Annotated in this window: 10 protein-coding genes; 5 read left to right on the forward strand and 5 right to left on the reverse strand. The window is 40.0% G+C overall.

Annotated features, from left to right (window positions below; genetic code table 11):
- The first annotated feature begins 97 nt into the window (after nucleotides 1-97).
- From PESP_RS10500 to PESP_RS10515, 4 genes are all read left to right on the forward strand, one after another.
- Nucleotides 98-679: a superoxide dismutase gene (locus tag PESP_RS10500; protein WP_089349148.1), complete on the forward strand. Its 582-nt coding sequence runs from the start codon at nucleotides 98-100 to the stop codon at nucleotides 677-679.
- Between the two features lie 210 nt (nucleotides 680-889).
- Nucleotides 890-2,812, forward strand: a complete 1,923-nt coding sequence (locus PESP_RS10505; RefSeq protein WP_089347992.1) for a PrkA family serine protein kinase — start codon at nucleotides 890-892, stop codon at nucleotides 2,810-2,812.
- A gap of 26 nt (nucleotides 2,813-2,838) precedes the next feature.
- Complete coding sequence (locus tag PESP_RS10510) at nucleotides 2,839-4,122, forward strand: YeaH/YhbH family protein (RefSeq protein ID WP_089347993.1); 1,284 nt, start codon at nucleotides 2,839-2,841, stop codon at nucleotides 4,120-4,122.
- Between the two features lie 17 nt (nucleotides 4,123-4,139).
- On the forward strand, nucleotides 4,140-5,654 hold the full coding sequence (locus PESP_RS10515; protein WP_089347994.1) for a SpoVR family protein: 1,515 nt from the start codon (nucleotides 4,140-4,142) through the stop codon (nucleotides 5,652-5,654).
- 111 nt (nucleotides 5,655-5,765) lie between these two features.
- Here PESP_RS10515 and PESP_RS10520 read toward each other — a convergent pair whose 3' ends face one another.
- Nucleotides 5,766-6,737, reverse strand: coding sequence for a sensor domain-containing diguanylate cyclase (locus PESP_RS10520; protein WP_089347995.1), 972 nt, complete (start codon nucleotides 6,735-6,737; stop codon nucleotides 5,766-5,768).
- Between the two features lie 3 nt (nucleotides 6,738-6,740).
- Nucleotides 6,741-7,745 (reverse strand): response regulator, encoded by a 1,005-nt coding sequence (locus PESP_RS10525; RefSeq protein WP_089347996.1) that lies wholly within the window; start codon nucleotides 7,743-7,745, stop codon nucleotides 6,741-6,743.
- 217 nt (nucleotides 7,746-7,962) lie between these two features.
- Here PESP_RS10525 and tpx point away from each other — a divergent pair, with 217 nt between their 5' ends.
- A complete protein-coding gene (tpx, locus tag PESP_RS10530) occupies nucleotides 7,963-8,550 on the forward strand; it encodes a thiol peroxidase (RefSeq protein ID WP_089347997.1) in 588 nt (195 codons plus the stop codon).
- Nucleotides 8,551-8,626: 76 nt separating this feature from the next.
- On the opposite strand, the gene adk is transcribed toward tpx, so the two are convergent.
- The 3 genes from adk to PESP_RS10545 form a co-directional block, all read right to left on the reverse strand.
- Nucleotides 8,627-9,271, reverse strand: coding sequence for an adenylate kinase (gene adk, locus PESP_RS10535; RefSeq protein ID WP_089347998.1), 645 nt, complete (start codon nucleotides 9,269-9,271; stop codon nucleotides 8,627-8,629).
- A gap of 181 nt (nucleotides 9,272-9,452) precedes the next feature.
- Complete coding sequence (gene htpG, locus PESP_RS10540; RefSeq protein WP_089347999.1) at nucleotides 9,453-11,366, reverse strand: molecular chaperone HtpG; 1,914 nt, start codon at nucleotides 11,364-11,366, stop codon at nucleotides 9,453-9,455.
- Between the two features lie 140 nt (nucleotides 11,367-11,506).
- Nucleotides 11,507-13,411 (reverse strand): MFS transporter, encoded by a 1,905-nt coding sequence (locus PESP_RS10545; protein WP_089348000.1) that lies wholly within the window; start codon nucleotides 13,409-13,411, stop codon nucleotides 11,507-11,509.
- Between the last annotated feature and the right edge of the window lie 217 nt (nucleotides 13,412-13,628).

The raw sequence follows: 13,628 nt of genomic DNA on the forward strand, positions 1-13,628 counted from the left end.
CACTATATTCTCGTTTGGTATAGGTAAGTGGTCTGTTGTAACAGGCATTACGTATTACAAAACGAACTATCAACCAAAAGAAGATGGAGATAAAAAAATGGCATTTGAACTACCGTCACTACCATATGCAATTGATGCACTTGAGCCTCATATTTCACAAGAAACTCTTGAGTATCACCACGGTAAGCACCACAACACTTACGTAGTTAAATTAAACGGTTTAATTCCAGGTACTGAATTTGAAAACAAATCTTTAGAAGAGATTGTTTGTTCATCTGAAGGTGGCGTATTTAACAACGCTGCACAAATTTGGAACCACACGTTTTACTGGAACAGCCTATCTCCAAATGGCGGCGGCGAGCCAACTGGCGCAGTTGCTGATGCAATTAACGCTAAATGGGGCTCTTTTGACGCGTTTAAAGATGCATTAAACGATAAAGCAGTTAACAACTTTGGTTCTAGCTGGACTTGGTTAGTTAAACTTGCTGACGGTTCATTAGATATCGTAAACACGTCTAACGCTGCTACGCCGTTAACTGACGAAGGTGTTACTCCAATCCTAACTGTGGATTTATGGGAACACGCTTACTACATTGATTACCGTAACGTGCGTCCAGATTACCTTAAAGGTTTTTGGTCACTAGTTAACTGGGAATTCGCGAACGCTAACTTCGCTTAATTAGCCATTAAACGCTAATTTAAAAAGACGCTTCGGCGTCTTTTTTTATGTCTATTAACAAGGTTTCACGGCGTTATACGTGGCAGTTTGGCAAATCAGTCAACTTGATCTTTTTTCACTTAAATTTTTAATTTTATTGCACAAAAATAGTAATCTCTGACTAGACTTTAAAAAGTAAGCACCTTTTTAAAGCGGGTTTCGGAGGTTATTATGACTATTTTTGAGCACTACCAAGCACGATACGAAGCAGCACAAGAAGAAGAATACAGCATTAGCGAATTTCTTGAAATTTGTAAAAATGATAAATCAGCTTATGCCAGCGCGCCAGAGCGTTTACTCATGGCCATAGGCGAACCGCAAATGGTTGATACTGCAACCGATGCACGTTTAAGCCGGTTATTTTCTAACAGAGTTGTTGCACGATACCCTGCCTTTGAAGACTTTTATGGTATGGAAGATGCCATAGAACAAATAGTTTCTTACTTAAAACATGCCGCTCAAGGGCTTGAAGAGTGCAAACAAGTCCTTTATTTATTAGGCCCTGTTGGCGGTGGTAAATCATCTATTGCTGAAAAACTAAAATACTTAATGCAACAAGTGCCAATTTATTCAATAAAAGGCTCACCGGTTAACGACCATCCCTTAGCTTTATTTGATGCGGTAGAAGATGCCAAAGTACTTGAGCAAGAATACGGTATTAAGCCCCGCTATTTAAAAACGATTATGTCGCCATGGGCTGGCAAACGGTTAAAAGAATTTAACGGCGATATTAGTCAATTCAGAGTCGTTAAACGCTACCCCTCAATTTTAAACCAAATTGGTATTGCCAAAACCGAGCCAGGTGATGAAAACAACCAAGATATTTCTGCACTTGTTGGTAAGGTTGATATTCGCCAACTTGAGCATTTTGCGCAAAATGACCCTGATGCTTACGCTTATTCAGGATCATTATGCCTTGCAAACCAAGGGCTAATGGAGTTTGTAGAAATGTTTAAAGCACCAATAAAAGTGCTACACCCTTTACTTACTGCCACACAAGAAGGTAATTACAACGGCACCGAAGGCATTAGCGCCCTTCCGTTTAATGGTATGATTTTAGCGCACTCAAATGAGTCGGAGTGGCAAACATTTAAAAATAACAAAAACAACGAAGCGTTTTTAGATCGGGTTTATATTGTAAAAGTCCCGTACTGCTTGCGTGTTACCGAGGAAATTAAAATATACGACAAACTTATTCAGCACAGCGAACTGTCAAGCGCCCCCTGTGCCCCGGGTACGTTAAAAACACTGGCACAATTTACTACGCTTTCCCGTTTAAAAGAACCTGAGAACTCAAGTATTTATTCAAAAATGCGGGTATACGATGGAGAAACCCTAAAAGATACTGACCCTAAAGCGAAGTCTTATCAAGAGTATCGCGATTACGCTGGTGTTGATGAAGGCATGACCGGACTCTCTACTCGATTTGCATTTAAAATCTTATCACGCGTATTTAATTTTGATACAACTGAAGTAGCAGCTAACCCTGTTCACTTATTTTATGTGCTAGAGCAACAAATAGAACGTGAGCAATTTAGTAGCGAGGTTGAAGAGCGTTACTTGAGCTTTTTAAAAGGCTATTTAATTCCTGAATACGTAGAGTTTATAGGTAAAGAATTACAAACCGCTTATTTAGAGTCGTATTCTGAGTACGGGCAAAATATTTTTGACCGCTATGTAATTTACGCTGATTTTTGGATACAGGACCAAGAGTATCGCGACCCAGATACAGGGCAGCTTTTTGACCGCGCGTCACTCAATGCCGAGCTTGAGAAAATAGAAAAGCCTGCAGGAATTTCTAATCCAAAAGATTTCAGAAACGAGATAGTGAACTTTGTACTGCGTGCACGCGCGCACAATAATGGGAAAAACCCGTTATGGACTAGCTACGAAAAACTGCGCACAGTTATTGAGAAAAAAATGTTCTCAAACACTGAAGACCTGCTCCCTGTTATTTCGTTTAACACCAAAACCTCAGCAGAGGATCAGCAAAAACACGAAGACTTTGTTAACCGCATGGTCGAAAAAGGCTATACCCAAAAACAAGTTCGCTTATTATCTGAATGGTACTTACGCGTTAGAAAATCGCAGTAACCTTCACGCAGTTTAGGGGGAACAGTATGGCGCATTTTATAGATAGACGTTTAAACGGTAAAAACAAAAGCACACTTAATCGTCAGCGCTTTATTAGGCGCTATAAAAAACAAATAAAAGAAGCGGTATCTGATGCTGTAAATAAACGTAGTGTTACCGACTCAAGCTCTGGGGAGAGCATTTCAATCCCACAGCGAGATATTAGCGAACCTATTTTTCATCAAGGAAAAGGCGGAGACCGCGAGCAAATTCACCCGGGTAATGATCAGTTTTCTACCGGCGATAAGATTGAACGCCCTAAAGGTTCACAAGGTGGGGGCGCAGGAGAAGGTGATGCTAGCGACTCTGGCGAAGGCCAAGATGATTTTGTGTTTTCTATTTCTAAGGACGAATACTTAGATTTACTGTTTGAGGATTTAGAGCTGCCCAACCTTCAAGAAAACCAACTTGATAAACTTGTACAAATGAAAACTCATCGCGCGGGTTTTTGTAGCGATGGCATGCCTAGTAACATTGATATAGTGCGCTCACTTCAAGGCTCTCTTGCTAGAAGAGTTGCGATGAGCGCAGGTAAAAAAAGGCACTTAGCACAGCTTGAGGGCGAACTTGCAATGGAGCTTGAACAACCTCAAAGCGATAAAGCAGCAATTGCTTTGCTACAAGAAGACATAGCATTACTAAAACAGCAAATTAAAGCCGTGCCGTTTATTGATAACTATGATTTACGCTTTCGTAACTATGAAAAGCGCCCTCACCCCACCAGCAAAGCGGTGATGTTTTGTATTATGGATGTGTCGGGCTCTATGGACCAAGCCACAAAAGATATGGCTAAACGCTTTTATATTTTGCTCTATCAATTTTTAACCCGCAGCTACAAAGACATTGAAGTGGTTTATATACGCCATCATACCCAAGCAAAAGAAGTAGACGAGCAAGAGTTTTTTTATTCTCAAGAAACTGGGGGAACCATTGTTTCTAGCGCACTTAAATTAATGAACGAAATAATAAAAGAGCGCTACGACTCTGAGCAATGGAATATTTACGCAGCACAAGCATCTGATGGCGATAATTGGGCTGATGACACCCCACATTGCGGTGAAATTTTGCGTAATAAGCTACTTAAGGACGTACGCTATTTTGCCTACATAGAAATTACTACACGTGCACACCAAAGCTTGTGGCGCGAATATCAAGGGATCACCCAAACACATAGCAACTTTGCAATACAGCACATTCAAAGCGTTGAAGACATTTACCCTATGTTTAGGGAGCTATTTAAAAAAAATCGTCAACAGCAAGGGGCTGCTTAGCCTAAGCGAGGTGTACTATGAACGATAAACGTATTAGCGATGGCCCAGATTGGACCTTTGACTTACTAGAGCAATATCAGAGTGAAATTGCCCGTGTTGCCACGCATTACCGGTTAGATACTTACCCTAATCAAATTGAGGTAATAACCGCTGAGCAAATGATGGATGCGTATTCTAGCGTGGGGATGCCTATTGGATACAGTCATTGGTCTTATGGCAAAAAGTTTATTCAAACAGAGCAAAACTATAAACGTGGGCAAATGGGCCTGGCGTACGAAATTGTTATAAATTCTAACCCGTGTATTGCTTATTTAATGGAAGAAAACACGCTTCCTATGCAGGCTTTGGTAATGGCTCATGCATGCTATGGTCATAACTCATTTTTTAAAGGTAATTATTTATTTAAAACTTGGACCGATGCTGACTCAATTATAGATTATCTAGTATTTGCTAAAAATTATATTAGCCGCTGCGAAGAAAAATACGGCATAACGCAGGTAGAAAGCCTTCTTGATTCTTGTCATGCCCTTATGAATTACGGTGTAGATAGATATAAACGCCCGCAGCAAATATCATTATTTGAAGAACAAAAGCGTCAAAAAGAACGCGAAGATTACATGCAATCACAAGTTAACGAGCTATGGCGTACTATTCCAGCCCAACAACAAGAAGCTAAAAAGCAAATAAGGCATTTTCCGCAAGAACCCCAAGAAAATATTTTATACTTTATAGAAAAAAACGCCCCGCTATTGGAGTCTTGGCAACGAGAAGTAATACGCATAGTTCGAAAAATTTCACAGTATTTTTACCCGCAAAAACAAACCCAAGTTATGAACGAAGGATGGGCTACTTTTTGGCACTACACCATTTTGAACCACTTATATGATGAAGGTAAATTAACCGACTCTTTTATGATGGAGTTTTTACAAAGCCACACCAATGTAGTTTATCAGCCACCTTATAACAGTAACTATTACTCGGGTATAAATCCGTATGCATTGGGTTTTAATATGATGGTGGATATTCGCCGCATCTGCGAAAATCCAACCGAAGAAGACAAACGCTGGTTTCCACAATACGCTGGCAGCAACTGGTTAGACACACTCCACTTTGCTATGGAAAACTTTAAAGATGAGAGTTTTATTAGCCAGTTTTTATCACCTAAATTAATTCGCGACTTTAAGTTGTTTACTATTGTGGATCACGCTAATAATGCACATTTAGAAGTAGGTGCTATTCATAACGACAGCGGCTATAAAGCGGTACGAGAAGCCCTCTCGGCACAGTACAATTTGAGTAACCATGAGCCTAATATTCAAGTGTATAATGTTGATATTAGAGGCGACCGGTCATTAACTTTGCGTTATGTGCCGCACAATAAAATACCACTTGCAAGCTCCCATGAAGAAGTTTTAAAACATCTTTACAGGTTGTGGGGGTTTAAGGTTAGATTGGAGCAAGAGACAAATACAGGCGAGGTAACCACCTTAGGGCAATGCCCCGTTGATGATGATCGCCATACAACTAAGTAAATAAAACGAATAGTAGAAACTGCTCGCCTTAATAGGTTTTGTTAACTACGCACATTAGGCATTACAACATGCTAAGCAAACACCACAGCGTAAATACCTTTTAAATGACGCTTAAGCGTCATTTTTTATATCACCATAAGCCGTTACGCGGTTTCGGCCATGTTCTTTAGAGTAATAAAGCGCTTTATCGGCAGCCTCTATCCAGCGCTCGTGGCGAGTAAAGTCATTACTATTGCCCGCCAAACCAATACTCACTGTCAGCTCAATTTTGGCATTTTTATAAATAAACGGATTAGTCTCAATTAAGGCTCTTAAGCGCTCAGCAAATGTGGCAGCACCTTGTTTGTCGGTATCAAGTAAGGTAACTACAAACTCTTCCCCGCCGTAACGCCCTGCTATATCTGTTTCGCGTAGAGTGGTTTTTAAAAGAGTCGATAAATGGCGCAGAGCTTCATCTCCACAACTATGGCCATGTTCATCATTAACTTTTTTAAAATGGTCAATATCAAACATTAGTAAAGTACTGTTACCACCACTACGCTTAACTCTTAAAAACTCTTGATGGAGCGTACTTTCCCAGTGCCCACGATTAAATAACTGCGTTAAGCTATCGGTTTGACTCACTTGCTCTAGTCGCTTATTTAAATCTTCTAGCTCTTTTTTATTAACCGCAACATCTGTCACATCATAAATAATAATACATATGTGACTGACCTCACCTAGGGTATTTGTAAGCGGTATAAATGTGGCGTTTTGATACATATAATCCGCTTTGCCTGTTATTGGGCGATAATTTTTAAAGCGGAAAATATAAGGTTGCTGTTCCCAAATAGTAAATGAGCGGTTTTTTAGAACAAAAACCGACTCTGATTTGCTTCTAAACCATTTTTCATCAATTGAAGGAAATAAATCGAATAAATCTTTATCTTTTACAGCACTTGGTAATAATCCAGAATGATTTTCCATAAAACCATTCCAAATACACACTTTGTAGTTTCTATCGAGTACCACTAGGCCAACATCGACTGTATTAAACATATCCATTAACCAATGGATCTCATTCATTTCTAAATCAGCGGCCATATATTAATCTTCTAGTAGGTAAGCAACTTTGTATTTCAAAGTTTTAAGTGAATCTTCAGTAAATAACAGCATGAGATCGCAGTTAATGTCATGGTTCTCGATGCCGTAGCTTATTTCAATTGCTAAGGTTCGCTGCCAACGTGATTTATTAGATTTTACTAAATCAGACACATCACGGTGCTGACCAAGTACAATAGGATGACCTTGACTAAATGGCATATCTAGTTGCTTTGAAAGACCCGTTAATATTGATCCAATCAGTATATTGCTAATATCCATCAATAGCTCAAGTTCAACTTTATCGTTAAGCTCGCCATCGTAGTTCATTAAGGACGCGATTTCTTTAAAACTCGAATCATTTAGTAATAGTAGTGCCTCCCCCGACACACCACCGCCAATAAAGCCTTGGCATACACCTGAGGTGGCAGCATTATTATCGATCGACTGCAGCGCCATATCTAATTCGTTAACTTCTAAAATGTTAACGTTAGGAATAGGAAGTTCTACAAATACATTTAAAAGCCGCGCGAGTAAGTCTCCGGCTTGGCCCATAGCTACGTTTGTTAATTCTTGGTATATATCACGCACATCAGGGTCAACTTGTTCACCTAATGAATGGGCAAGGCGTTCACGCATGGCTTTATCTTTAATGCCATGATGTTCAATAATATCTGCAAGTTTTTCAGCTGAGCAAGGCTTTTGAATGAAATCAATAGCGCCAAGCTCTAGTACACGTTGATGCGCATTGGGCTGTATATCACCCGATACAACCACAGTGAGGATATTTAAGCCCTGCTCTTTCATAGCCATGAGCACTTCATAGCCATCCATTTCAGGCATGTTTAAATCAAGAAAAAGTATTTCAGGTTCGATTATTTTTAATTGTTTGATGCAATCAACACCATCTTGAGCAAACTCTACTTTAATATCCCAGTCATCTGGCAAAGAGCGAGCTAGCTGACGCCTCGCTAATTTTGAGTCGTCACATATTAATACTGATGTTGACATACTATCTCTCTATTATTAAACCCACTACTGTCAATAGGTCATAGGACTTTATTAAAGATACATTTTGTAACTACATGTTAATAAAAGTTCTATCAGTTTACAATTTTTTATATCACAGAATTTATTACTGGCCTTTAAACGTTATTTAATCGCTTGGTAAGCGATTATCAGTATAATACACTGTCGCCTATTGCGTTAATTTAAAAGGAAATAACCTATGGTACGCTCTCTTATATTTGCACTGAGCACGTTCGCTTTGTGCACAGTTAGCCACGCTTCACAGTACCCAGAAAACACGCTTGATGCAGGTAAAGTGTCAGCACAAGGCAAACCAGTCACCTTGCTAGGCACTGGGGTAGCAGTGGGCGATAATGCGCCCAACTTTAAAGTGGTTGATGGTGGTTTTGCACCGGTCACACTTGATGACTACAAAGGCCAAGCTGTATTAATAAGTGTTGTGCCAAGCTTAGATACCGGTATTTGTAGCTTACAGACTAAACACTTTAACGAAAAAGTAGCCGCGCAATACCCAGGTATTGCCATGCTTACGATTAGTGCCGATTTACCATTTGCTCAAAAGCGTTTTTGCAAGGCAGAGAATATAGATAAAGTGACTGCACTTTCTGACTCTGTATGGCGTGATTTTGGACAAAAATATGGTTTGATCATAAAAGATATGGGGCTACTAACGCGCGCTGTAATTATTTTAGATAAAAGCCACACCGTTGTTTATAAGCAACTAGTAAGCAATTTATCTACTGAGCCTAAGTACGATGAGGTCATTGAAAGGCTTAAAGCGCTTTAGGCTGTTAATTTATTTAATTAAATATAAAAAAACCGCCAACGGCGGTTTTTTTTAATGCTAAATATTAACTGGCTGTTTAGCCTAAAAGTTTAGCAAGTTGCTGACTTACAGTATCTACAGCTTGAGTACCATCTAGCTTATGGTATTGCGTGTTACCCGCTTTAGCTTCTGCTTGGTAGTAATCAACCAATGGCATTGTTTGCTCATGGTAAATACCTAAACGTTTACGTACAGTCTCTTCTGTATCGTCGGCACGGATAATTAGCTCTTCGCCTGTTTCATCGTCTTTACCTTCCACTTTTGGTGGATTGTAAACTACGTGGTATACGCGGCCAGAGCCAGGGTGTACTCTACGTCCGCCCATACGCTCAACAATTACTTCATCAGCAACATCGAATTCAATAACGTGATCAACCACCACGCCATTTTCTTTCATTGCATCAGCTTGTGGAATCGTACGTGGGAAACCATCAAGTAAAAAGCCTTGCTCACAATCTGGCTTAGCAATACGCTCTTTTACTAAACCGATGATGATATCGTCAGAAATTAGCTGACCAGCGTCCATTACTTTTTTAGCTTCTAGACCAAGTGGTGTACCTTCTTTAATGGCTGCACGAAGCATATCACCGGTAGAAATTTGTGGAATACCGTATTTGTCCATTAAAAACTGAGCTTGAGTACCTTTACCAGCACCTGGCGCGCCCAAAAGAATAATGCGCATATCATTGTCCCCTAGTATGGAAGTTTATTATAAAGGCTGAATTCTTCCATAAGCGCCGCTGATACTCAAGCAACTTATACTAATTGCCTACTTTACGAGGCATAAAAAAAGGAAGCGCGTGCTTCCTTTTTAAATATGTATAAACTTTAAGCTTTTTAGCTATATAAAACAGCTATTAGCATTACTTGCTTAAATCAAGCATTAGCTTATTAAGGCGTGTTACAAACCCTGTAGGGTCTTTTAACGTACCGCGCTCTGCAAGCAGTGCTTGGTCTAATAATACATGAGACCACTGGGCAAACTTGTCTTCGTCTTGCTCATCGTTTAGATGCTTAACTAACTGATGCTCAGGGTTTAGCTCAAACACTGGCTTAGCTTCTGGTACAGCTTGGCCTACTGATTCCATTAATTTTTGCATTTGTGAGCTCATGTCGTCTTCATCGCTCACTACACATGCTGGAGAGTCTGTTAAGCGGTGAGTAAAACGCACCTCTTTAACGTCTTCGCCAAGGGCGGTTTTAATACGCTCAACTAAACCTGCTACTTCTTTTTCAGACTCTTCTTGTGCCTTTTTAGTTTCTTCGTCGTCAAGTTTACCTAGGTCTAAATCACCACGCGTAATTGACTGGAACGACTTTTCATTAAACTCTGTTAAGTGGCTCATCATCCACTCATCCACACGGTCACTTAGCAGTAATACTTCAATGCCTTTTTTGCGGAAGATCTCTAAGTGTGGTGAGTTTTTAGCTGCTGTAAACGAGTCAGCAACTACGTAGTAAATTTTATCTTGCTCATCGTTCATACGCTCAATGTATTGCTCAAGCGATACATCTTGTGTTTCTGAGTCAGTATGCGTTGATGAAAAACGTAGCAATTTAGCAATCGCTTCTTTATTTGCTGCGTCTTCTGCTGGGCCTTCTTTAATAACTTGGCCAAACTCATTCCAAAATGTTTGGTAGTCTTCGGCTTTGTTTTTGGCCATACGCTCAAGCATTTTTAATATGCGTGATGTGCACCCTTTACGGATAGCTTGCGTTACTTTGTTATCTTGTAAAATTTCACGCGATACATTAAGCGGTAAATCGTTTGAATCGAGTAAACCTTTTACAAAGCGCAGGTAGCTCGGCATAAACTGCTCAGCGTCGTCCATGATAAATACACGTTGAACGTATAGTTTTAGGCCGCTTTGACGTTCACGGTTCCATAAATCAAATGGGGCTTTTTTAGGGATATATAAAAGGCTGGTGTATTCAGTTTTACCTTCAACCTTATTATGTGCCCAGCTAAGAGGCTCTTCCCAATCATGGCTTACGTGCTTGTAAAACTCTTTGTATTCATCATCAGAAAGCTCTGACTTATCACGCGTCCATAATGCGGTAGCACGGTTAATACTTTCCCACTCACCTGGCACTGCTGGGATTTTTTCGCCGTCTTCACCTTCTGATTCAGGAACTTCTGCTTTGTACATTTGTACTGGCGTAGAAATATGATCTGAATATTTAGTTACAATGCTACGTAGGCGGTACTCATCAGCGTATTCTTTTTCTTCTTCACGAAGGTGTAAAATAATGTCGGTACCACGGCCTTCTTTTTCAATTTCTTGAAGTGTGTACTCGCCCTCACCTTGTGATTGCCATTCAACGGCTGTTGTCTCGCCTGCTTTACGAGTGCGCACGGTTACTTCATCAGCCACAATAAATGCTGAGTAAAAACCAACACCAAATTGACCAATTAACTGCGAATCTTTACTTTGGTCGCCAGTTAAGTTTTTGAAAAATTCTGCAGTACCCGATTTAGCAATTGTGCCTAAAGAGCTAATTACTTCATCGCGCTTCATACCAATACCGTTATCAGAAATAGTAATGGTGTTTGCGTCTTTATCTGCACTTATACGAACTCGTAGGTCGGCGTCACCTTGATATAGGTCGCCATTTGAAAGCGCTAAAAAGCGTAGTTTATCGGCCGCATCAGATGCGTTTGATACAAGTTCGCGTAAAAATATTTCTTTATTCGAATATAACGAATGAATCATTAAGTTTAATAGTTGTTTTACTTCTGTTTGAAAGCCTAATGTTTCTTTTTGTGCTGCAGTCATTTATGTATCTCCAATTAGCAAAGTGTCTGCGTTATGCACTTAATATGGGGTGAGGTAAAATAACTTCAAGGGAAAATTTAAAAAAAGCTTAAAGGTAGGGCAAATAAAAAAGCCACTTCAAAAGTGGCTTTAGAGATGCGTTACTGTGTATTTTTACTATAGCGGGCTTTTAAATTGCTTACTTGCTCGTGTAGCTCATCAGCACTCACCTGCTCAGGCGCTAGCGGCTCACCTACGCTTACCGATACCAGTGACCATTTAAGCCGAGGTAGTTGCCACTTCGCTTTGCGGCTAAACATACTGCCCCACAGCCCGTCTAAGTGCACGGGTATTACCGGCACGGGTGTGCGCTCAATAATGCGCTCTACACCGCGCCTAAACATATCCATATCACCAGTGCTTGTAAGTTTTCCTTCAGGGAAGATACCGACTAACTCACCGCGTTCAAGTGCATCGGCTACCTCATCAAATGCTTTGGCAAACGCTTTAGGGTTGGCTTTTTCGCTATCGATGGGAATGGCTTTAGCCATTTTAAATAACCAATGTAAAGCAGGAGAATAATAAATAGGTGCAAACACCATAAAGCGAATAGGCCTAGGTGAAGCAGCTAAAATAAACATCCAATCTACAAAGCTTACGTGGTTTGCAACAATCACCGCCGCCCCTTCAGAGGGGATATTAGACTCGCCTTTTGTTCGTACGCGGTACATACATATCGCTAAAATATAAATAACAAAGCGTAAGAAAAACTCAGGTACTTTAGTATAAATATATACAGAAATAAGTAAGTTAAGGCCTGCTAATAATAATAGCAGTGACGAAATATGCCACTGTAAAACAGACAGCGTGACAATACTTAATATGGCGCTGCCAACCATAAATAACGCGTTAAGCACATTATTAGCAGCAATAACGCGCGAGCGACTAGATTCCTGTGTGCGCTGCTGAATTAACGCATAAAGTGGTACTGTGTAAAAGCCTGATGCTATACCAATGCCTGCCATCCAAATAAAATGCCAGATCATATCGCCGGTATTTAAAACTTGCTCAAGGGTTAATAAATTTTCGCTTGGGGCAATATAAGTATCAATTGCGGGTTCTTGGCTTAACAAATACAAAAAGAGCGTTATTAAAATAGCGCCAAAAGGCACAATGCCAAGCTCAATACGTGAGCGCGAGAGCTTTTCACATAAAAGCGAGCCTATCGCTATACTTAATGAAAACACCACCAGCGCACTAGTAACAACAAGCTCATCGCCACCCATAACATGTTTAACGTAATTAGGTAACGCCGTTAAAATAACCGCACCAATAAGCCAAAACCAACTGATCCCCAGTACCGATTTACCAACCGACTCAGTTTGTGCGTTTAATGCTTTAAATACATTTTTAGTGGAAGAAAAAATATTATAGGTAAAGTGCAAGTTTGCATCGTTCGCTTCACTAATAGGAATAAACCGGCTACTTAAAAAGCCAAGTACAGCTAACACCAATACCGCGATACTGATTACCGCTGGGCCTGTTGTTTGCGTAATATAATAGGTGCCAAAAATAGTGCCTAATAAAATGGCTACAAACGTGGCTGATTCAACTAAGCCATTTGCTTTTGTTAATTCGTTAGGTGCAACGTGCTGCGGTAAAATAGAGTACTTGAGTGGGCCAAAAAAGGTGCTTTGCAGCCCCATAAAAAACACGGTTGTAAGCATTAGCCACACATATTGCGTAAAAATAGAGGCCGCCCCTATTACCATAATCGGTATTTCGCAAAATTTAACAAGCCGTATGAGCTTTGATTTTTCTGTTTTTTCAGCAAGTTGCCCTGCCATTCCTGAAAATAAAAAAAACGGTAATATAAATAAGCCCGCAGCTAAGTTTGAGTAAAGCGCGCCATCACCGAGTGTGGCAGCCTGAAACACCAATAAAATAAGCACAGATTGCTTATAAACATTATCGTTCATAGCCGATAAAAACTGCGTAACAAAAAGGGGCAAAAACCGCTTACTACCTAGTAAGCTCCCTTGTGCTTGTTGTTTATTATTTTGCATAACACTCCTTATTCTCAAGCTACAGTACTACTTAATTATTCTTAATAACCTTTTACTTAAGGCTCTTCGACAATTTCACCGCCTAATTAAGCTAACTGCGATTAACATTTTGAAATGTGTCTAATTTATATCACGTTACTTTATACGGTAATCTCAAAGCAAACACAAAAAAGCCCACATATTTTACTATGTAGGCTTTTAAAATCAGTTTCAGATT

It is taken from the genome of Pseudoalteromonas espejiana DSM 9414 (genome assembly GCF_002221525.1).
Lineage (GTDB): Bacteria > Pseudomonadota > Gammaproteobacteria > Enterobacterales > Alteromonadaceae > Pseudoalteromonas > Pseudoalteromonas espejiana.

Bases quoted from the DNA above. Each gene is read 5' to 3' on its own strand.
- htpG (WP_089347999.1), bottom strand. From the start codon at position 11,366: ATGACTGCAGCACAAAAAGAAACATTAGGCTTTCAAACAGAAGTAAAA.
- PESP_RS10505 (WP_089347992.1), top strand. From the start codon at position 890: ATGACTATTTTTGAGCACTACCAAGCACGATACGAAGCAGCACAAGAA.
- PESP_RS10520 (WP_089347995.1), bottom strand. From the start codon at position 6,737: ATGGCCGCTGATTTAGAAATGAATGAGATCCATTGGTTAATGGATATG.
- PESP_RS10545 (WP_089348000.1), bottom strand. From the start codon at position 13,411: ATGCAAAATAATAAACAACAAGCACAAGGGAGCTTACTAGGTAGTAAG.
- adk (WP_089347998.1), bottom strand. From the start codon at position 9,271: ATGCGCATTATTCTTTTGGGCGCGCCAGGTGCTGGTAAAGGTACTCAA.
- PESP_RS10525 (WP_089347996.1), bottom strand. From the start codon at position 7,745: ATGTCAACATCAGTATTAATATGTGACGACTCAAAATTAGCGAGGCGT.
- PESP_RS10515 (WP_089347994.1), top strand. From the start codon at position 4,140: ATGAACGATAAACGTATTAGCGATGGCCCAGATTGGACCTTTGACTTA.
- PESP_RS10510 (WP_089347993.1), top strand. From the start codon at position 2,839: ATGGCGCATTTTATAGATAGACGTTTAAACGGTAAAAACAAAAGCACA.
- PESP_RS10500 (WP_089349148.1), top strand. From the start codon at position 98: ATGGCATTTGAACTACCGTCACTACCATATGCAATTGATGCACTTGAG.
- tpx (WP_089347997.1), top strand. From the start codon at position 7,963: ATGGTACGCTCTCTTATATTTGCACTGAGCACGTTCGCTTTGTGCACA.